We start from the raw sequence: 19,658 nt of genomic DNA, 5'->3' as shown, positions 1-19,658 counted from the left end.
TCGATCAGAGAAGGCCCAGCAGCGATCTCGCCGCCGCAGTCGACGAGGCCGGGTTTTGGCCCGTGACCAGATGACCATCCACGATTGCGAAACTCTCCCAGTCGCCCGCCTTCTCATAGTGCGCGCCTAGGGACTTGAGATCATCTTCGACCAGGAACGGCACCACCTCGGTGAGCTGAACCGCCTCCTCCTCGGAGTTCGTAAATCCGGTCACCCGCTTGCCCTTCACCAGCGGACTTCCCTGGAACGTCACATGGTGGAAGACGGCAGGCGCGTGGCAGACCGCTGCAACGGGTTTTCCGGAGCCGTAGAATTCCTCGATCAGCGAGATCGACTTCTTGTCCTCGACGAGATCCCACATTGGCCCGTGCCCGCCTGAATAGAAGATCGTGTCGAAATCCTTGGCGTCGACGGTCGCGAGGCGCACCGTATTCGCAAGAACGGACTGAGCATCCTTGTCGCCCTTGAAGCGGGTCATGGAGGCTGTTTGATTGCCTGGCTCGTCGCTCTTCGGATCAATCGGCGGCTGCCCGCCCCGCGGAGAGGCGACGGTAATGCTGGCGCCTGCATCCTTGAAGACATAGTAGGGAGCCGCAAATTCCTCCAACCAGAACCCGGTCTTCCGCCCCGTGTTGCCAAGCCGATCATGCGAAGTGAGAACCATTAGGATCTTGCTCATCGTTATCTCCTTGAAAGCGTTTAGACGGTCGGCGTCTTGTCCGGTCTGACGAACAGAGGCCAGCTCGCTAAACTGAGGCGGCGCGCGCTCGATCGACCTTGTGAGCATGCTCAAGTGGCGGGGTGCGCGCCATTGTACGATGGTGTCGTCGGAAGAGGTCGAAATCGGATGCCGATACCATCGTACAATGGATTTTCGGGAGGAAACTCGCATGCTCTGCGTCGACGGGCGGCGGGATATCGATCATCAGGGCAATAGTGTCCGCGTCCACTCGTGATATAGTGTTTGCACTCGATGAGCTTGCGCCCTCTAAGGAGGCAGCACATGTACCGGATGACCTCGGCGATGAATCTTGCGAATACCGCCCCTCTGAACACTCCGAGTGGACCGGCGGTGTTCGTGATTGACGACGACATTTCAGTCAGGGAATCTCTCGAGCTCTTGATTGGTTCTGCGGGCTGGCAGCCAATTCTCTTCGACTCCGCCCAGTCATTCCTGGCGGCAACGCCAGTTGCGGGACCGAGCTGCCTCGTCCTGGACGTCAATATGCCGGGGCTCAACGGCTTGGATCTTCAATCCTTGATCACCAAAGGTGGGAACCGAACGCCGATTATCTTCGTATCTGGGTTCGGCGACGTACCCATGACCGTGAAGGCTTTGAAAGGCGGCGCGTTGGATTTCCTGACGAAGCCGATCGACGCCGAGGCACTTCTCGCCGCGATACAGTCGGCCCTTGCCCAAAGCGAGGAACTCATTCGCGACGAGGAGGAACTGATGCGCCTCCGGGCCTGCTACGATGCCCTGACCCCGAGGGAACGCGAGGTGATGTCGGGGGTTGTGAAGGGCCTATTGAACAAGCAGGTCGCGTTCGAACTCGACATCAGCGAGATCACAGTCAAGGCGCACCGTGGCCAGGTTATGCGAAAAATGAGCGCCCGCTCTCTGCCGGACCTCGTAAACATGGCGGCAAAGCTCAGGCTCGACTACGGTCGAGAGATCCACTAGCGTTCCTGACGCCTGTGATGGACTCTGGCTGGGAACATCACGATCATCGCTACCAGTATCACGGCCCCTACCACCAACGTTATGCTTGCAATGCCGAGGGCGAGAGCAAACGCACTGTCGGAGTTCACCTGACGGGCAAATATTGCACCTACGACTGGCGGCCCCAGGATCTGGCCGACCGCGAACATCGCCGTCAGCAGCCCCATGTAGCGGGCGTGATGACTTGACCGGATCCTTCTGACCTCGTTCATGGCAAAGTAGCTGATCGCGGTGAACGGGACACCTACCAGAATGCTGCTTAGGGCAAGACCGACTGCGTCCTCCCAAACAACCGACACTGCTACGCCTGCCGCCTGCACGAGATACGAACCGACGAGGTACAGTCGAGCGTCGGCGTTCTTCCGCACACGCGATGCCAGAAGTGAACCCGCTACGGCTGAAACGCCAAGCAGCGGCCAGAAGACCGTCAGCAAAGGGGAATCCGGTATTGCGTTCTTCGCGATAACAGGCAGGTATGTCGCAGTCACTATGTAGCCGAAACCAGCGAGCCCGTAGGCCACGGCGAACATAGGCATTTCGGCTCGCGGGACCCGACCCGGCGTCCCCGCGCTGCCGACATAAAATGGCTCCACCTCTCTGCCGGATTTTCGAAAGACACTCCAGATTAATGCGCTAATCACCACAGACATGACGGCAAATGCCGTCCAGCCCCACTGCCCGGTGAAGCTCAACGCTGTCATTGCGCTGGCCGCCAGACCCGATATCGCAATCCCAGCGCCTGGCCCGGTGAAGATTGCACTGCCGATCGAGCCGGGTGTCCCGGAGAGCTGCGCCAAGCACCAGCCCGACGTAAATACGAAGCCAATCGCCGACGCGACACCCGCGAAAAATCGTAGTCCTATCCATGTCGACGGAAGCGGAAGCGCCATCAGTGCGGTCAGCACGATGGTCAGGACGAGAGCGGATTTGATGATCGCCGTCTGGGACCACGCTTTCGGTATAAGCACCGCCCCCAGCGCCCCGACGAGATAGCCGACGTAGTTTGCGGTTGCGAGCCGTCCCGCAAAAGCGAGATCGACCGTTCCATCGTGCAGCATCATCGGCAAAATTGGAGTGAACGCAAAACGACCAACACCCATTGCGATTGCGAGAGAAGCGGATCCTGCGAGAACGATTGTAAGTTGGTTGGATACTCGTCGCGACATGAGAATGCCCCCGGCGTAAGACGGTCTGATTGCTGAACTGATGTTACTTGGCAGCAAGCTCCTTGGATGGCTCGCCCGTTTGGCGTCTCTGCCGAACCCAAAATATGTGCTCGGACCGCGGTCTTGAACTGACGCGCTGCGGGGGGCAGTCTGCCGCTCGCCGCTACAGTCGACTGTTAGTCGAACCCGCGTCCCAGGCTGCCATCGCATCCTCGAACAGCTTCAATGTAAGCTCTGCTGAGGGAAGCCGCCGCACCAATCCAGCGGCCTGCCCCGCCCAGAGGTTGGTGAAATCATTTCGTCCTTCCGCCTCTGCCTTCGCGCGGATAGCAACTAGCGCCACTCCAGCGGTTGGGAACGCGGGCGCCACTTCCGAAAGAGGGCCAAGTTCCCGCATCAAACGGTTTACAACCCCTCTTGCGGGCCTACCCGTGAAGACATTGGTGATGGCCGTGCTCGCGTCGCCTGCACGACCTAGTGAATCAGCATGCAGATCCGGAATTTTGGCCTCCGGAGTTAGGAGGTAGGCAGTACCAATCTGCACCGCCGACGCTCCGAGCATCAGCGCCGCCGCAACTCCGCGGCCATCTGCGATTCCTCCGGCAGCAATGACCGGAACCTTAACCGCGTCCACGACCTGCGGAACGAGCGCCATCGTTCCTACCTGGGTGCTCATGTCCTGCGTAAGAAAGTTCCCACGGTGCCCACCAGCCTCGTAACCCATTGCGATCACGGCATCGACACCATGCGCCTCGAGCCAGACAGCCTCAGCAACGGTGGTCGCGGACGACAGCACTTTGGCGCCCGCGGCTTTCACCCGGTCAACAAGCTTTTGGTCGGGAAGACCAAAATGGAAGCTCACCACCTTGGGGCGGAACTCTTCTACGACCTCACAGAACTCGTTATCGAAGGGGGCGCGTCCGGGGCCGCTGATCGGGGCAGCGGGGTCAAGGCCAAGTTCAACGTAATACGGCGCCAAGAGAGCCCGCCACCGCATCTGACCAGCAGGATCCGCCTCAGGCGTCACGTGGCTGAAGAAATTCACATTGACTGACTTGGACGTTCTCGCAGTGATCTGCGAGAGCGCCTCATGCAGTTGCTGAGCCGAGTACTGCGCGCTTGGCAGCGAACCCAAGCCACCAGCTTCAGAAGCGGCGATCACCATTTCTGCCGTCGTCGCTCCGGCCATCGGCGCCTGTATGACGGGAATCTCGATTTCCAGAAGGTTGAGGATCCGGCGATCATGCCACGTTCTCATTTCAGGCTCCGTTCAATGCGCTGCGCTACAAGAGTAATTTGAAGAGGCAACGGGGGTCTATTGGACCTTGGTGTGCGTCATCAGCCCTAACCGATCCAAAGGTATCGGAGACACCTTCGTACAATAGCGTCCGCACATTCTTTGGCGCGAAAGTCGCCACCAGGTCCCACGGGGAAGCCCAAATTCGACAGCTACGATACTCCGGCGCCCGTTCGTCGGCCGCTGTCGCTCGGAAAAGCAAATGGAGGCAGCACAAAATGAGTGTGCACAAGACGGTTGTGATTACCGGTGCATCGCAAGGCATCGGCGCCGGGCTCGTGAAGGCGTTCCTCGACAAAGGCTGGAGCGTGGTAGCGACGTCTCGGCGGATCAGCGAAGCGACATCGTTTGATCGTGCGGGAAGGCTGGAGCTTATCGATGGCGACGTTGGCGATCCCGAGACGGCGGAGCGCGTCGCGCAGGTAGCTGTCGAACAGTTCGGCGCCATCGACGCCCTGGTGAATAACGCAGGCGTTTTCTTCACCAAGCCGTTTCTCGAGTACACGATTGAGGACTTCCGGCGCCTCTCGGCGACCAATCTCGAAGGCTTCGTCCACTTCACGAAACACGCTGTCAGACAGATGCTTCGGCAGAGATCCGGTGGAAGCGTCGTCACGATTACGTCTTCGCTGACCGACCACCCGATCGCCGGGGTGAAGGCATCCCTACCGATGATCACCAAGGGTGGGCTGAACGCAATCACCAAGAGCCTGGCGCTGGAATTCGCCAGCGAAAACATCCGGGTGAACGCAGTTTCGCCTGGCGTTGTCGACACACCGCTCCATGCTACGGGTTCACGGGACAACCTTCGATCCCTGTCGCCGATGGGTACCATCACGGCGGTGCAGGAAATTGTGGATGGCGTGATTTACCTCACGGAAGCGTCCAATATCACTGGGGAGGTGCTGCACGTCGACAACGGCGCACATCTCGGCAAATGGTAGCGGTGAGCGCTGAGGCGCGAATCTTGGAGACTTCACTGGTGCTCCCGCCGCCGCCGACCCCGTTCGGGGCTTATGTCGAAGCTGTTCAGGTCGGCTCGCTTCTCCTCCTGAGTGGCATGCTCCCCGTCGTCGGACATGCACCCCAGTACATCGGACGAATTGGCAGCGAGCTCTCCGTTGCCGAAGGTTACGATGCCGCGAGAACCGCGTGCCTAAGTGGATTGGCGGCCGCGCGAGCGCACCTCGGATCTCTTGATCGCATACGCACCATAGCCAAGCTGGGTGTGTACATAGCCGCCCCGGACGACTTCCGCGAACACCCCAAGGTCGCAGACGGAGCTTCCGAGATGTTGCTTTCGGTCTTCGGCCAGAGCCGCCTTCCGCCGCGCATTGTGCTCGGCGTTTCCAGCATTCCGCTGGGAATGCCGCTCGAGGTCGAGCTCGTTCTCGACATCAACCCATAGCCATCCCCGCTCAGCAACCATGGGAGACCGCAATGAAACCGAGCTCAAATCGATCCGTTGGGATCGTGATGTCGTCGAAATTCCTGACCGCCGCCGCCCTGCTCATGCTTCCGGCGCTGGCACTTTCCGGCCAGACCGTGGTCGCCGAGACGAACAGCAAGACCCCTGACATCAAGTCCGCGCCCGGCAGCGAGCGGCCGCAGATCCGCGTCGAGAAACGCACGCCCGCCTACTGGCGCGTGACCTTCGACAATCCGCCCTTCAACATCTTCGGTCCGGAAACGATTCCGCAGATGGAAAAGGTGGTCGCCGAAATCGAGGCAGATCCCAAGCTGCGGGTGGTGGTTTTCGACAGTGCCGTCCCCGGCTTCTTTCTGACCCACTACAACTTCACGCCGCCGCTCGCCGAGTCCACCAGTCTCCCTGCTGGGCAGACGGGCCTGCACCCCCTGCCCGACATGCTGGTTCGCATTAGCAAAGCACCCATTGTCTCGATCGCGCTCATCCGCGGCAGAGCCACTGGCGTCGGTAGCGAGCTTGCCCTGGCGAGCGACATGCGTTTCGCCAGCCGTGAAAAAGCGATCCTTTCGCAATGGGAAGTTGGCGCAGGTTTCGTACCGGGCGGCGGACCTATGGCTCGTCTGCCGAGGTTGATGGGACGCGGGCGCGCGCTCGAAGTTCTGCTCGGCTCCGATGATGTCGACGGCGATCTCGCCGAGAAGTACGGCTACGTCAACCGTTCGTTCGATGATGACAAGCTCGATCCTTTCGTCGACGCACTCGCCACCCGCATCTCCGGTTTCGACAGGCAGGCGATCGCCGACACCAAGCGTCTGGTCGACTTCGCCAGTCTTCCCAGCGACCCTGAAATCGGGGCCGGATGGGACGCCTTCATTTCCTCGGTCCAGCGACCGGTCGCCCAGAAGAACATTGGCCGCCTGATGGAGATGGGGCTGCAGACGAATACGGACATCGAAGCCCGTCTGGGGCACTACACCGGAACCTTGGTCGAGAAATAGGCCAAGTGGGCACCCGCGCGTCAGTACGGCAGGTTGCGCGGGTGCGTCCTATTTTCGCAAAATGTCTTATCTACCACGAAAGCCGACCTCCACAGAATTTCACCGCAGGCGGGACCCCGACCCGCGGATGGTTAGGTAACAACTGCGACCAGTTCCGAATTCCGGCTTCGGATCGCATGTCAGGCAATCAGCCGCTTGGAACTACCGAGCACCCCAGCACTGCCTGTTCTCACCCTATTGCCGGACCTTCACGCTTAGTAACCTTCGCCGATGAAGATGCGCGAGCCATCGTTCGGTGCTTCGAGTTCAACCCCGTGCGAGCCGAAAGCCGTCATATGGATCCTTGACACGAAGGCCGTCGATCTGACCGTGATATGGCTGCGCTTCCTCGATCAGCACGAGGTTGCGGTCGATTGCCGTGGCGACGACCATACGGGACATGTCGCCGAGATCCTCGTCGTCATCAATCCGGAGGTTGAGCTGGGCGATTCGTGAGAAGACGGCCCCCGCCCCCTCATCGAAGAGTTCGAGGGCGTTGTTCCTGCGGGCGAAGGACACGAGCGCCCTCAGGGCAAGCTCCATCACCTCCCGGCCTTCCTCGATCGGCGTCGAGAGGATCTCGGCCTGGACGTGGGCGACCGATACCACGCTGGCATGGATGTCCTGCGCCGGCACCGGGCGGATCCACGCAGTCACGTCGGGGTTTTCGCAGATGATATCCATCAGCGCCTGCGTCGAGAGCAAGAACATGCGTCAAAGGGCCGTCTTCGCGCCGGTGGCGTTGCTGCTGCTTTGCAGCCGGTCGCGCTTGCGGCCCTGATCGACGATGATGCGGCCGCCGGAATACGGCTTGAAGCCGATGGCGTCGAGCGCCTCCCCGAACGTCTCCTGCTGCCGCGCTGCGGTAACGAGTTCCGCAAGATCCTTGACGGAGATCACTTCCGCCATATCATCGGCCTTCTTGATATTGCCGATGACTTGCGGAACGCCGTTTCGGGCTTTCCCGAGCACTGCGCTCAGCTCCTCCTTTGCCTTCCTTACTGTCAGAGGATCGCCCCCGATCTGGACAACGGTTTCCGCGAGGCCGTCAGTGATGTCCTGTCTGCTGACGTTGCGGCGCGCCTGCACCTGCCTGAGTATCCTCGCGTCCATGTCATCATCTCCACGTGTTCGCGGACATAAAGGGGGGCGTGGCCAAATTTATAAAGAAAGGTGGCCACGGATTTAGGCGCACTCTCGCGTCGTCTTTGCCCAGTCCGTTGTCGCAGGCGAAGACTAGGCGAAATCGGCGGTCGTGATCGGCCGACCCGCTTCCCAGAGCGTCCGCAGAACGAAACCACGGGCGGCCGACGTCGGAAGACGAAGTGAATAGCCCCGAGTTTCGTAGACACCCTCGGGTTAGATTTTCTGCTGCTTCTCGAACTCGACGGGTGACAGCATCCCGTTCCTGACGTGTTTGCGTTTCGGGTTGTAGAACATTTCGATGTAGTCGAACACGTCCTGGCGAGCTTCATCGCGTGAACGGTAGACCCTGCGACGTATCCTCTCTCGCTTCAGAAGATTGAAGAAGCTCTCGGCCACCGCATTGTCATGGCAGTTGCCGCGTCGGCTCATCGAGTGAACCAGATTGTGGTGCCTGAGGAACGAGGCCCAGTCCATGCTGGTGAATTGCGAGCCCTGATCGGAGTGGATCAGCACTTTGTCCTTCGGTTTGCGTCGCCACACCGCCATGAGCAGAGCCTGCAATACGACGTCCGTGGTTTGGCGGCTCTGCATCGCCCAGCCGATGACCCGGCGGGAATAGAGGTCGATGACGACGGCCAAATAAGCAAAACCTTCGCAGGTCCGGATATAGGTGATGTCCGTGACCCAGGCCTTGTCCGGAGCCGCTACGTCAAACTGCCGGTCGAGCGTGTTGTCGATAGCGACGGCAGGCCTGCCGCCATAGATGCCGGGACGGCGTTTGTAGCCAATCTGCGCCTTGATCCCGGCGAGACGGGTCAGACGCGCAACCCGGTTCGGGCAGCATATCTCGCCCTGATCGAGAAGGTCGTCGTGCAGCTTGCGATAACCGTAGACCTTCCCGCTCTCTTCCCATGCCTTCAGGAGCAGATCGGTCTGTCGTTTGTCCTCGTTGGCTCGCCTGCTCAGCGGGTTCTTCAGCCAGGTGTAAAATCCACTGGGATGAACCCGCAGAAGGCGGCACATCGTCCGCACCGAAAACTGCAAGCGATGCAGAGCAATGAACGCGTACTTCACTTTGCATCCCTGGCGAAATACGCGGCCGCTTTTTTAGGATATCTCGCTCCTCGGTAACGCGAGCCAGTTCCTTCTTTAGCCGCCTGATCTCCTCGGTCTCGTCGTTGCCCTTGGCGTTCGACGCAGCAAACTTCTTCTTCCATTCGTAGAGCGAATGCTGGCTGACGCCGAGACGCTGCGAAACCTCGGCAACCGGATAGCCTCGCTCCGTGATCTGGCGCACCGCGTCACGCTTAAACTCTTCGCTGAAATTCGATTTGCTCATGATGCTCTTCTTGCCTCAAAATTAGGAAAGAAGGCGTCTACAAATCTCGGTGCTATTCATACCCCCTGGAATTTCGGGCCAGATTGCAGACGAACTGCGTAACCTCATTGATGACCTGCTGAAAGAGTAACGCATCCATCTTGCCTGTTGTGATGGATTTCGTGCCTACGCCTGGGTGGCCATTGGAGTTCACGGTTTTAATAGGCGGCGTCGAGAGCTGTTGCTTCCGACGCCGCAGGTTGTTTATGCCGCTGACGCCTTTGCCGCCATCGTGGCCTTCGCCCACCACACCAGCTCGTCGAGCGCGGTCTTGGCCGACGGCAGGAGGTTGGCCTCGATTTCTTCGATCGGCTTGTTACCCCCGAGTGGTGAAGTGGCGAAGAAATCGCCGGCGCCGATGTGAACCGCTGCGTGGGTCGAAACCATCTGGAGTTCTACGCCGATCCCGCGGAGATGCTCGAGCGCGCGCGAACCGCCCATACTTCCGTATGCGATTGCAGTGAACGGCTTGCGGCCCCACTCAACGTAAGCCTGATCAAGAGCATTCTTCAGGACCCCCGTGATCGAACGATTGTACTCAGAAACGACGAAGATGTACCCGTCGTAGCGGCCCACGGTTTCCTGCCAGCGGATAGCCTCGGCGCTCTTGCTGGGCGCCCATGCGTTCGACGCCACTTCATCGAAGAACGGCAGCGGATGATCACGCAGATCGACGACTTCGACATCGATGTCGCCGCGCTGCTGGGCCTGCTTCAGCATCCACTGGGCAGGCTTGTCGGCGAACCGCGTCGGACGGGTGGAGCCGATTATCAGGGCGATTTTGGGCTTGTTTGACATTGTAACCTCTTGGTTTGGATTGGGATCAGTGGGAATTACTTGGCGGTGAGGACATCAGCATATGCGTAAAGACCGGGAGAACCTCCAGACATGATGAAGAGCACGTTAGACTTCGGTGCGATTGCCCCGCTTTCGATATCGGACAGCAACCCTGCCAAGGCCTTGCCGCCATAAACCGGGTCGGTGAGAAGCCCTTCTGATCTCGCGAGAAGTTCGACGGCGCCGATCATCCCGGAAGTCGGCATGCCGTAACCTTCGCCCAGTTCAGCGCTGCTTATCCGGAGGTCGTCCGCGCTCACGCGAGCGTCGCTTGCCAGGCGTTCAAGGACCGCGTTAACTTTGTCGGCGGTTGCGGGGAGGCACTTGTCTGCAGGCGAAAGCACCGTATACGCGGAGATCCGCGAAGGGTGAGACCCCACAATGACCAGGCCTGCAGCCAACCCGGCGTGCATGCCGCCGCTGCCGTTCGGGATCACGATCTGATCGAACGCGACGCCCATTTCGTCTGATTGCCGGGCGAGTTCAAAAGCGCAATCCACGTATCCGAGGCAACCGATTGTCGTTGAGCCGCCGAGGGGCGCCAGAAGAGCTTTCCTGCCAGTTTCGGCTAGTTCGTCGACCCTGCTCTTCGCATAGGCGCTAGCATCATCACCCGGGTCCAGTATATGAACGGTGGCGCCGAACAGACGGTCGAGAAGGACATTGCCGTTGGCCTGATAGATTTCGGTCGTCCTAGGGACCATCTGAGCAAGAACGAGCTCGCAGCCGAGTCCTGTCCTGGCGCACGCCGCGGCGGCCAATCGCGCGAAGTTGGATTGAACGCCTCCCGTTACGACGAGGGTGTCGCATCCCTCCGCCTTCGCCTGTCCCAGGAGGAATTCAAGCTTGCGGAGCTTGTTGCCGCCGCCGCCCAGTTCCATGAGATCGTCTCTCTTCGCCCAGATCGATACGCCGCTACTCCGTTCGCCCAGAGCTTCCTCGAGGCGCGCCAAGCGCTGGATGGGTGTCGGACCTTTCATCAGTCGTTCACGGGGAAAGCTCTGCAAAGGATCTCGGTCGTTCATCATCGTCACCCTCAATGTTTTCGCTATTGCGGCTGCCGCGTCTTGGGTGGCCCCGTCACGCCGCAGCCGATTTCCCTACCGCCGCTAGTGCGACGCGGCGGAGACGTGATAGCGCGAAGCGGGAACACTTCGCGACAGGTTCGGCATCAGTTTCTGCCGGGCTGCCTCGTAAGCTTTCCAGTCATTTTCATCGGGCACAGACGGCAGCGTTATAAGCTCCCCCATGTCCAACCCGGCAAGTGCTGCATCGACGGTATCGTCGGGTTTCATGACGATGTCGGTCGGAAGCCGATCCAACGAGCCGCCCGAGGCATCCCAGAAGGGCGTCTCCACGGCGCCGGGCAGTACTGCCTGGATCCTGATGTTCTTGTCCGCGAACTCCTTCTGCAGGGAGAAGGTCAAGGCGATCACGAAAGCCTTGGTTGCTCCGTAGACCCCGTTGAGAATTTCGGGAGCGATACCCAGGGCCGACGCCATGTTGATAATGGTGCCGTTGTCGCGAGCGGCAAACGATGGCGCCGCCGCGTATACGAGGCGTGTCAGTGCCGTGACATTGACCTTGATCATCCGCTCCATTGCTTCGACGTCGGACATGAGGAGCGGTTCGACGGCGCCGACGCCTGCGTTGTTGACGAGCATCGTGATCGTAGGATCGCTGTGCAGGATCCCTTCTACCTTGAGCAAATCATCGCGCTGTCCGAGGTCGGCGCGGATTGTGGTCACCTTCCGTCCGGTCGAGCTCGAAAGCTCCTTCGCGACCCTGCTGAGGGCATCCTGGTTCCTAGCCACGAGCACAAGGTCATAGCCGCGGCGAGCAAGGCGATCGGCGTAAATTGCTCCAAGGCCAGACGACGCACCAGTGATGAGTGCCGTTCCTTTCCCAATGATGGTCATTTCAGGTCTCCTGCTATTAGAGGGATATGTTGATCTGGTCCACGACGGGATCCGGGTTCGCCGGATCCCGCTCAGTGACTCTTCAGGCCATACTGCTAGACCGAGCGGAGTGACTTGAACGCGGCCCGCAGTTCCGAGCTGAAAAGGTCCGGCTCTTCCCATGCGGCGAAATGCCCGCCCTTATCGACTTTGTTGTAGTAGATGAGGTTGTGGTAGGCCTTCTCGGCCCAACTCTTCGGCGCCTGGTAGATCTCGCCCGGAAAGACGGTGATGGCGGCCGGGATCTTGATATCTACTGCGTTGAAGTTGTTGGCGTTGTTCTCCCAGTAGAGCCGCGCCCCCGAGGTGGCGGTTCCGGTGAACCAGTAGAGGGAGATGTCGTCCAACATCTCGTCACGCGTGAGCGACTTTTCGGGATCGCCGCCGCTGTAGGTCCAGTCGGCGAACTTGTCGTAGTACCACGCGGCCAGGCCGACCGGGGAGTCCGTCAAGGCATAGCCGAGGGTCTGGGGACGGGTGACCATCATCCAGGCGTATCCCGCACCCTTGGTGTAAAGGGCGTTCATCTGTTCGTAGGCGATCTTCTCCTCGGGAGACAGCCCCACCGGAGTGGGTTCGCCATTGGTCAGCGCCTTGGCGATATCGGGAGGGACAGTAGCAGGCATGTTGGTGTGGATACCGAGCAATCCTTCCGGTGCCTGCCGAGCCATCGCATCGGAGATGACGGCTCCCCAGTCACCACCCTGCGACACGTAGCGATCGTAGCCGAGGCGCTTCATCAGCACATGCCATGCCTGGCCGATACGATCGGGACCCCACCCGGTTTCCGAGGGAATTTCCGAGAACCCGTAGCCCGGCATCGATGGCATGACGACGTGGAACGCGTCCTCCGGTGCGCCGCCGTGTGCGGTCGGATCCGTCAGCGGTCCGATCGTCTTGATCAGTTCAAGGACCGAGCCCGGCCAACCGTGCGTCATAATCAGTGGCAACGCGTTCTCGTGCTTCGACTTTACATGGATGAAATGAATGTCGAGTCCGTCGATCTTCGTCATGAACTGCGGAAACGAATTGAGGTTTTTCTCGCCTTTGCGCCAGTCGTAGTCCGTGCCCCAGTATTCAACGAGCGGCTTGAACTTCTTCAGCTGGGCGCCCTGGGTACGATCCGCGACGGTTTCCATGCCAGGCCAGCGAGCTGCGCGAACACGACGACGCAGCTCATCCACATCTTTCTGCGGAATGGCCGATTTGAAGGGGCGGATCGCTTCTTCAGGAGCCGCAGCGCGAAGGTGGCCGGGCAGAAGGCTGAGCGCAGCTGTCGCCGCCGTGGCAGCGAGAAGCTCCCGCCGGGTCGGCGAGAGAGAAATGAACTTGGCCTCTACATTTTGTGACATGACCTTCTCCGTTGATGTGGCAGCGATAAGCTGCGTCTAGGGTTCGTCGGTCGCCGCTCCCGCGCTATTGCACCATGGTATCGGCGATACGTTTGGATCGGCCGCGCCCGCCCAGAAGCCGACACCATCGGATAATGGACATGCGTCAACCGCAGGCTCATCGTCTCCCGCGCCACGAACGCAACCGAGGGAGTGCAACATGACCGTTCAGCAAAGCACCATGCCAACGATCGACGCAGCGAGTGATCTCGACATGAAGCTTGAGGTCGTCGTCATTCCAGTCTCCGACGTCGACCGCGCCAAGTCCTTCTATACGGGTCTCGGCTGGCGGCTGGATGCGGACGTCTCCGGTAGCGACGGCTTCCGGGTAGTTCAGGTGACGCCACCCGGATCGCCCTGCTCCGTCATCTTCGGATCCAGGATCACGTCCGCACAGCCTGGCTCGGCCCAGGGACTTCACCTGATCGTATCCGACATCGAGTTGGCGCATGCGGCGCTTGCCTCCCGCGGTGCCGAAATGAGCGGCGTCTTCCATGATGCTGGCGGTGTGTTTCACCGTCGCGGAACGGAAAACCGCCTCCCCGGCCCGCACCCGTCACGTGCCAGCTATGGCTCCTTTGCCTCATTCAGCGATCCGGACGGGAACGGTTGGATATTCCAGGAAGTCACGAACCGTCTTCCAGGCCGTATCGACGCAAAGGGGGCTGCCTACGTCTCGTCCGCTGATCTCGCGAGCGCACTTCGCCGTGCCGCCGCCGCTCATGGCGAACATGAGAAGCGAACTGGCGGGAAGCACGACGAGAACTGGCCTGACTGGTATTCGCAGTACATGCTCGCAGAGCAATTCGGCTCGGAGCTGCCGACCTGATACCTACTTCGCGGAGCGATCTTGCACGTTTGCGGACTCCGCTAAGAGCTTTCGGTATTCGGCCGTCGGGAGGCCTCCCCAACCCCAGTTGTCGAGATCAACCTCCTCGATAGCGACGTAGGTCGACTCCAGGGGCTTGTTCAGGACATCAAGCATGACCTGGCTCACCCCTGCGATTATCCGGGCTTTTTCCTCGGCGGTACCGACGTGCGGTCGGGCGTCGTGCGTTCCCGGGTAACCTGAACCGTGACGATGGGCATCGGTCTTTAGTTTCATCGATTGGTGGCGATAGAAGGGTGCAGATCGAACATGATCGGTGCCCTTCACCCGTTACCAGCGGCCCGCGTTCTGCCCACCATCGACGTGGAGGATCTCTCCGGTAACGAAGCTGGCGTTCTCGAGATAGATCACCGCGTCGACGATATCCCTGATTTCACCCATGCGACCGACCGGATGGAGAGATGACATAGCGGCATGAGTTTCAGGCGCGTGCATCGTAGTCTTGATGATGCCGGGTGAAACGGCATTGACACGAACGCCCGTTTTGGCGAACTCGATTGCGAGCTCTTGCGTCACCGAATTCAGACCACCCTTGGTGAGCGAGGCGAGCGCCGCTGGCACGCCAGCGATAGGCTGGTTCACAAGGCTGGTCGTGATGTTGACGATATGGCCGGAACCCTGCTCGAGCATCACCCGCGCTGCGCGCTGAGTGATGTGAAAGAAGCCGGAAATATTGACCCCGAAGTTGTAGTCGAAGTCTTCCTGGGTGAAATCAACGAACGGCTTCGCCGTAAACACGCCTGCATTGTTGACCAGGGTGTCAATCCGGCCGAACCGATCGATCGCCTCACGTACCGCGCGTTCCGCGGTTTCAGCCTTCGCAATGTCTCCCGGGACCGCATGGATACCAGAGTCGGTGCTTGGTTTGATCGAGCGGGATGTGGCGACGACGTTATAGCCCCGCTCGCGATACGCCTTTACCAAGCCTTCGCCAATGCCCCGTGAGGCACCGGTGATGATGACAACCTTCTGTTGACTGCTCATGATTTGCATCCTTTCCAAGTGCTCGGCCTTTTCTGGCCGTGCCTACGCTCTCGGCGTCGGTGCATTTGATTTAGATGCAATTGGTATTCGGGAGAATTGCCGTCGCAAGGACGACAATCAACCGATTTTCGGCATAATTTGCGTCATGGCTCCGGAGTCTCCCGCGATCTTCGCGAGAGTTGCCTTTAGTTTCGGACCTGCAAAATCGACGAAAGCCCGAACCTTCGGCACGGAAATTCTTCCCTGCGGGGTCGGAGATGGACCGGCAGCGCCGATGGCTCGAATGTGGGTAGTATTATCTGGAGGGCTCCATCTCGGACCAGTTCCGCCACGTGTTATGAATAGAGCCGTGTTATCCCCAGGCCTTCGACGGCCGACGCCGCAGCCGCACGCACGCTGTTCACGATATACCGCGGCGAGAAATGTACGGTTCTGGGCATCGTAGCTTCGCCGACGGGGCTGAAGCTCCAGGAATCGATCCCGAAATTCGAGAATGCAATGATGTCGTGCCCCAGGAGATCGGAAGGCTCTCGAATTGCCTTATGATTTGCAAGATAGCCCGGTGACGCCACGACGACGCGCCGGACGTCTCCTCCGATCCGGGTCGTAATATGCGTCGAGTCCGTGAGGTTGCCTATGCGGAGCGCAATATCGACCCCTTCGTCGACGAGATTGACGAAGCGGTCGAGCATCAACAGCCGGACGGACACGCTCGGATGCTGCTGCAAGAATTTGTCCAAGATCGGTCGAAGGACTTCCTCCCCGAGGATGGGAGGCGCCGAGATTGTCAACACGCCGCGTGGCGACGACCGCTCGCCGCCTGCAATGATGTCCGCCTCTTCAAGGTCGAGCAGAACCCTGCGGCAAACCTCTACGTAACGCTGTCCGGCCTCGCTGAGCTTGAGACTGCGCGTAGTGCGGTGAAGAAGTTCGACGCCCACGTGCTCTTCGAGGAGGCCCAGAGCTCGGCCGATTGCGGTAGGCGAACGCTTCAATTTCCTGGCGGCCGCAGCTAGGCTCCCCTCCTCTACAACAGTGACAAACACCTTCATCGCATCAATGCGATCCATTACCCGGCTCCAGCAGGTGGTTACCCTTTCATCCTTGCAACAGATGCCGAGGCAAAACCAGCGTCAGCAACCACCGATCACCCGATACCATTAGACAATAGACAGCAGAAACCCCATGATGCATGCGTTGGACGCATAGGCTTGGAATGGCGTGCGGATGGACAACGGTTGCAGCCAGATAACATCGTCATTTTCGATACGACGCGGTGTCCCGTGACGGCGACGCACCACGACCACATCCGCTTGGCTGACGCGAGCCTTGGGTCGCCATCGGCACATTTGCGCATTTTTCCACAATTCAAAGGACGCCTTTGAGGTTCTCGGCCCGTTCACCCTTGATGGCCTTCGTTGCGAACATCTAGTGAGCGCGGACAAACGGGAAGACCATATCACTCGCCTGCGGTGCGAAGGGATCGACACCGAGGCGTCGCAGCTCACCGGGCAACTTGAAATTCGGACTACAGTCGACGCTTATCTCAAGGATGGACTATTCGACCACGATCGAATGGTGGGAGAATTCTCCGCAATGGCGAGCGGTAACGCAGGCGGTGCGTTTCCATTGAGCCGTATCGTATGCGACATGGATTGGGCAGCCGACAGTCCAGAGCATCTTGACCTCATCGAGTTCGAATCCCGGATCCACGAATTAGCCGAACCGGAACGTTCTCTTGGAAAGTTGACACTGACGAGATCACTTTCTCGGACGAGCTCAACCGAATCTTCGGCTTCGAGAGGGGTCGTGTGATCGACTTCGACGGCATAGGTCAGAGGGTCTATGAAGAAGATCTTCCTCTGCTTGCGACCAAGATGGCTGATGTCAGGCAGGGAGTTGACAATCCGGACTACGAGATCCGCCTTTTCGTCGCTGGCGAAGTAAAACATGTCCGGGTGGTTGGACGAATAGTGCGGCTGACCTTGCCCCCAAGTTTTATCCAGTTTTGAGTTTGCTCCAGCGGTTTTGGGTTGCTGTATTGGGGGCGGTAGCGGCGGGTTGCGGTGCGGAGCCATTCCGGCCGTGCGCAGCACCGCATCACGTCGCGGGTTGATTGTCTGAGCGAACTCGGCAGGTGTCATCCAGCCGAGTCCAGAGTGTGGTCGATGATCGTTGTAATCGCTGCGCCAGTTTGAAAGCGCCGATCGAGCATGGGCCAGTGACGAGAAGAGCGTCTCATTCAAGAGCTCGTCGCGCAGCCGCCCATTGAAGCTTTCGATGAAGGCGTTCTGGATCGGCTTGCCCGGCGCGATGTAGTGCCAATCCGCCTTGCTCCGATCCGTCCATTGCAGGATCGCGTTACTGGTGAACTCACTGCCATTGTCGCTGACGATCATCTTCGGCTTGCCTCGTCCCTCGATGATCCGATCCAGCTCACGGGCGACCCGCAGGCCGGAGAGCGACGTGTCGGCGACGAGAGCCAGGCATTCCCTGGTGCAATCGTCGACGACCGTCAGAATCCGGAACCTGCGGCCATCGGTGAGTTGATCCGACACGAAGTCCAGTGACCAGCGATCATTGGCGGCAAGCGGGATCAGCATCGGTGCTCGTGTGCCTATCGCTCGTTTCCGACCGCCGCGCTTGCGCACCGTCAGCTTCTCTTCCCGATAGAGCCGGAAGAGCCGCTTGTGGTTCACAAGGTGACCCTCACGCCTGAGCAGCACATGAAGGCGTCGATATCCAAAGCGGCGGCGTTCATGCGCCAGCGCCTTCATCCGCTCGCGAAGGTCATGGTCATCGCTGCGCCTGGTTTCGTAACGGATCATCATCCGGCAAAAGCCGATGGCTTTACACGCCCGCCGTTCGCTCATCTGGTGGTGATCCATCAGATGAGCGACAGCTTTCCGCCTTGCTGCGGGCGTCACCACTTCTTTCCCAAAAGGTCTTTCAAGGCCGCATTGTCGAGCATCGCATCTGCCAGGAGCCGTTTCAGCTTCGTGTTCTCGTCTTCCAGCGTCTTCAGCCGCTTGGCTTCGGATACGTCCATGCCGCCGAATTTGGCCTTCCATTTATAGATGCTGGCATCGCTGACGCCGTGCTTGCGGCAAAGCTCCGAGACGGGCGTGCCAGCCTCGTGCTCCTTCAAAATGACGATGATCTGTTCGTCTGTGAAACGGTTGCGCTTCATTCCCTGGTCCTCTCAATGGGCCAGAGCTTACTTCAAAATGGATTATTTCAACGGGGCAAGGTCACGGCACCTCGACGGTACGATGGAATGCATCGGCGCAGTTCAAGACGTCTCGGCTCAGCGAATAGCGGAAATGGCCCGCGACAAACTTCGTACCGAACTCGCCCAGCTTACCAGGGTCAAGAGCCTTAGTACCATGGCGGCATCTATTGCCCATGAGGTCAATCAGCCTTTGTCGGGCATCATCATGAATGCGAGCGCATCCCTCCGCATGCTTTCCGCGACCCCTCCGAACATTGACGGGGCGGTCGAGACGGCGAAACGGACAATTCGCGATAGCAATCGGGCATCGGACGTGATTATGCGCTTGATTGGGCTGCTGTCCAGTGACCTGCAGCGGGGAAGAATTCTACTGATCGAGGAACTTTCCGATCCGCCGCCCTTTATCCTCGGAGACAGGGTTCAACTACAGCAAGTAGTGATGAACCTCCTTCGTAACTCGATCGACGCAATGACCGATACTGCCCAAACACAGAAGAAGATATTCGTTCGCACGAGCGTGGGCCCGGACGAGGTCAGAGTTGTGGTCGAGGACCATGGGGTCGGTCTCGAAGGAACTGACGTGGAGCGGCTGTTCGAAGTATTCCACACGACCAAACCGAAAGGTATGGGAATAGGGCTGTCTGTGAGCCGCTCGATCATCGAGGCACACAAAAGGAAAATGTGGGCCGAGTCCATACCTTCTGGTGGCGCGATATTCGGCTTCGCTTTACCGTTTGATAAGGACTCGGTCGACAGACCAACGCCACCGGGAATGAAGACATCATGAAGACGCAAGAGCCGCTCGTTTCAATCGTGGATGATGACGAGTCGGTCCGAGAAGCCTTGCCCGACTTGATCCGCATATTTGGCTTCGACGTCCGTGCGTTCTCGTCAGCTGGCGAGTTCCTTGCGTCCGAATGCTTGAAGAAGACCGACTGCCTCGTTCTGGACGTTGCCATGCCTGGTATGTCCGGCCCGGAATTGCAGGAAGAACTTGCCCGGCGAGGCGAGAAGATTCCCATCGTCTTCATCACCGCGCATAAAGATGAGAGCGAGCGAATTCCGCTGCTTCAGAGCGGCGCCGTAGATTGCCTACTTAAACCATTCAGCGACGTTGCATTGCAAGACGCACTCGATCGAGCATTGCGCTGATGCCTCGTTACTCTGCGCCCCCGCCACATCCAACACCTT

General features: G+C 59.3%; 19 protein-coding genes and 3 pseudogenes. 8 read left to right on the top strand and 14 right to left on the bottom strand.

Annotated elements, in window-relative coordinates:
• Positions 1-4: 4 nt before the first annotated feature.
• Entirely contained in the window at positions 5-679 is a 675-nt protein-coding gene (locus tag OVA00_RS37055; RefSeq protein ID WP_268090894.1) for a type 1 glutamine amidotransferase domain-containing protein, read from the bottom strand.
• 324 nt (positions 680-1,003) lie between these two features.
• Here OVA00_RS37055 and OVA00_RS37050 point away from each other — a divergent pair, with 324 nt between their 5' ends.
• A complete protein-coding gene (locus OVA00_RS37050; RefSeq protein ID WP_268090893.1) occupies positions 1,004-1,684 on the top strand; it encodes a response regulator transcription factor in 681 nt (226 codons plus the stop codon).
• On the opposite strand, the gene OVA00_RS37045 is transcribed toward OVA00_RS37050, so the two are convergent.
• Complete coding sequence (locus OVA00_RS37045; protein WP_268090892.1) at positions 1,681-2,889, bottom strand: YbfB/YjiJ family MFS transporter; 1,209 nt, start codon at positions 2,887-2,889, stop codon at positions 1,681-1,683. The two genes, OVA00_RS37050 and OVA00_RS37045, sit on opposite strands and share 4 nt — an antisense overlap.
• Before the next feature lie 163 nt (positions 2,890-3,052).
• Positions 3,053-4,147: an NAD(P)H-dependent flavin oxidoreductase gene (locus tag OVA00_RS37040; protein WP_268090891.1), complete on the bottom strand. Its 1,095-nt coding sequence runs from the start codon at positions 4,145-4,147 to the stop codon at positions 3,053-3,055.
• A 257-nt stretch (positions 4,148-4,404) separates the two neighbouring features.
• Here OVA00_RS37040 and OVA00_RS37035 point away from each other — a divergent pair, with 257 nt between their 5' ends.
• Genes OVA00_RS37035 through OVA00_RS37025 form a run of 3 tightly spaced genes read left to right on the top strand, consistent with a single transcriptional unit; the run spans position 4,405 to position 6,613 of the window.
• Positions 4,405-5,130 (top strand): SDR family NAD(P)-dependent oxidoreductase, encoded by a 726-nt coding sequence (locus OVA00_RS37035; protein ID WP_268090890.1) that lies wholly within the window; start codon positions 4,405-4,407, stop codon positions 5,128-5,130.
• Positions 5,124-5,594 (top strand): RidA family protein, encoded by a 471-nt coding sequence (locus OVA00_RS37030; RefSeq protein WP_268090889.1) that lies wholly within the window; start codon positions 5,124-5,126, stop codon positions 5,592-5,594. The genes OVA00_RS37035 and OVA00_RS37030 overlap by 7 nt, the downstream gene beginning before the upstream one ends.
• Positions 5,595-5,626: 32 nt before the next feature.
• A complete protein-coding gene (locus OVA00_RS37025; protein WP_268090888.1) occupies positions 5,627-6,613 on the top strand; it encodes an enoyl-CoA hydratase/isomerase family protein in 987 nt (328 codons plus the stop codon).
• A 306-nt stretch (positions 6,614-6,919) separates the two neighbouring features.
• On the opposite strand, the gene OVA00_RS37020 is transcribed toward OVA00_RS37025, so the two are convergent.
• The 7 genes from OVA00_RS37020 to OVA00_RS36990 form a co-directional block, all read right to left on the bottom strand.
• Positions 6,920-7,363, bottom strand: a complete 444-nt coding sequence (locus OVA00_RS37020) for a hypothetical protein (RefSeq protein WP_268090887.1) — start codon at positions 7,361-7,363, stop codon at positions 6,920-6,922.
• 3 nt (positions 7,364-7,366) lie between these two features.
• Positions 7,367-7,741 carry a hypothetical protein gene (locus tag OVA00_RS37015; protein ID WP_268090886.1) on the bottom strand — a complete coding sequence of 125 codons (375 nt, stop codon included), beginning with the start codon at positions 7,739-7,741 and terminating at the stop codon, positions 7,367-7,369.
• Positions 7,742-8,011: 270 nt separating this feature from the next.
• Positions 8,012-9,137 (bottom strand): IS3 family transposase gene (locus OVA00_RS37010; protein ID WP_268090885.1). Its coding sequence is split into 2 segments (ribosomal slippage): positions 8,012-8,900 and positions 8,899-9,137, totalling 1,128 coding nucleotides; the frame shifts between segments, so codons are not numbered across the junction.
• Positions 9,138-9,380: 243 nt separating this feature from the next.
• Positions 9,381-9,974, bottom strand: coding sequence for an NADPH-dependent FMN reductase (locus OVA00_RS37005; RefSeq protein WP_268090884.1), 594 nt, complete (start codon positions 9,972-9,974; stop codon positions 9,381-9,383).
• A 35-nt stretch (positions 9,975-10,009) separates the two neighbouring features.
• Positions 10,010-11,038 carry a D-cysteine desulfhydrase family protein gene (locus tag OVA00_RS37000; protein WP_268090882.1) on the bottom strand — a complete coding sequence of 343 codons (1,029 nt, stop codon included), beginning with the start codon at positions 11,036-11,038 and terminating at the stop codon, positions 10,010-10,012.
• Positions 11,039-11,122: 84 nt separating this feature from the next.
• Positions 11,123-11,932: an SDR family NAD(P)-dependent oxidoreductase gene (locus tag OVA00_RS36995; RefSeq protein WP_268090881.1), complete on the bottom strand. Its 810-nt coding sequence runs from the start codon at positions 11,930-11,932 to the stop codon at positions 11,123-11,125.
• A 95-nt stretch (positions 11,933-12,027) separates the two neighbouring features.
• The gene (locus OVA00_RS36990; protein WP_268090880.1) at positions 12,028-13,323 is read right to left on the bottom strand and encodes an epoxide hydrolase family protein; all 1,296 of its coding nucleotides are present in this window, start codon (positions 13,321-13,323) and stop codon (positions 12,028-12,030) included.
• 199 nt (positions 13,324-13,522) lie between these two features.
• Here OVA00_RS36990 and OVA00_RS36985 point away from each other — a divergent pair, with 199 nt between their 5' ends.
• Positions 13,523-14,191 (top strand): VOC family protein, encoded by a 669-nt coding sequence (locus OVA00_RS36985; RefSeq protein ID WP_268090878.1) that lies wholly within the window; start codon positions 13,523-13,525, stop codon positions 14,189-14,191.
• A 3-nt stretch (positions 14,192-14,194) separates the two neighbouring features.
• Here the strand turns inward: OVA00_RS36985 and OVA00_RS36980 are convergent.
• The 3 genes and pseudogenes from OVA00_RS36980 to OVA00_RS36970 all read right to left on the bottom strand — a co-directional run bounded on the left by OVA00_RS36980 (position 14,195) and on the right by OVA00_RS36970 (position 16,305).
• Positions 14,195-14,451, bottom strand: a pseudogene (locus tag OVA00_RS36980) (tautomerase family protein).
• Between the two features lie 70 nt (positions 14,452-14,521).
• Positions 14,522-15,235, bottom strand: coding sequence for an SDR family NAD(P)-dependent oxidoreductase (locus OVA00_RS36975; RefSeq protein WP_268090877.1), 714 nt, complete (start codon positions 15,233-15,235; stop codon positions 14,522-14,524).
• A gap of 117 nt (positions 15,236-15,352) precedes the next feature.
• Positions 15,353-16,305: pseudogene (locus OVA00_RS36970) on the bottom strand (LysR family transcriptional regulator).
• A gap of 259 nt (positions 16,306-16,564) precedes the next feature.
• On the opposite strand from OVA00_RS36970, the gene OVA00_RS36965 reads away from it, so the two are divergent.
• Positions 16,565-17,050 (top strand): MEDS domain-containing protein, encoded by a 486-nt coding sequence (locus OVA00_RS36965; RefSeq protein ID WP_268090876.1) that lies wholly within the window; start codon positions 16,565-16,567, stop codon positions 17,048-17,050.
• 299 nt (positions 17,051-17,349) lie between these two features.
• Here the strand turns inward: OVA00_RS36965 and OVA00_RS36955 are convergent.
• Positions 17,350-18,425: pseudogene (locus OVA00_RS36955) on the bottom strand (IS3 family transposase); the annotation flags it as partial.
• 37 nt (positions 18,426-18,462) lie between these two features.
• Here OVA00_RS36955 and OVA00_RS36950 point away from each other — a divergent pair.
• Both OVA00_RS36950 and OVA00_RS36945 read left to right on the top strand, forming a co-directional pair.
• Positions 18,463-19,254: a sensor histidine kinase gene (locus tag OVA00_RS36950; protein ID WP_268090872.1), complete on the top strand. Its 792-nt coding sequence runs from the start codon at positions 18,463-18,465 to the stop codon at positions 19,252-19,254.
• Positions 19,251-19,619 (top strand): response regulator, encoded by a 369-nt coding sequence (locus OVA00_RS36945; RefSeq protein ID WP_268090871.1) that lies wholly within the window; start codon positions 19,251-19,253, stop codon positions 19,617-19,619. Before OVA00_RS36950 ends, OVA00_RS36945 begins: the two co-directional genes overlap by 4 nt.
• The last annotated feature ends 39 nt before the right edge of the window (positions 19,620-19,658 follow it).

Source organism: Ensifer sp. SL37 (assembly GCF_026672675.1).
GTDB lineage: Bacteria > Pseudomonadota > Alphaproteobacteria > Rhizobiales > Rhizobiaceae > Ensifer > Ensifer adhaerens.
Note: the sequence above shows the minus strand (reverse complement) of the source record. Positions and strands in the feature narration are given on the sequence as shown.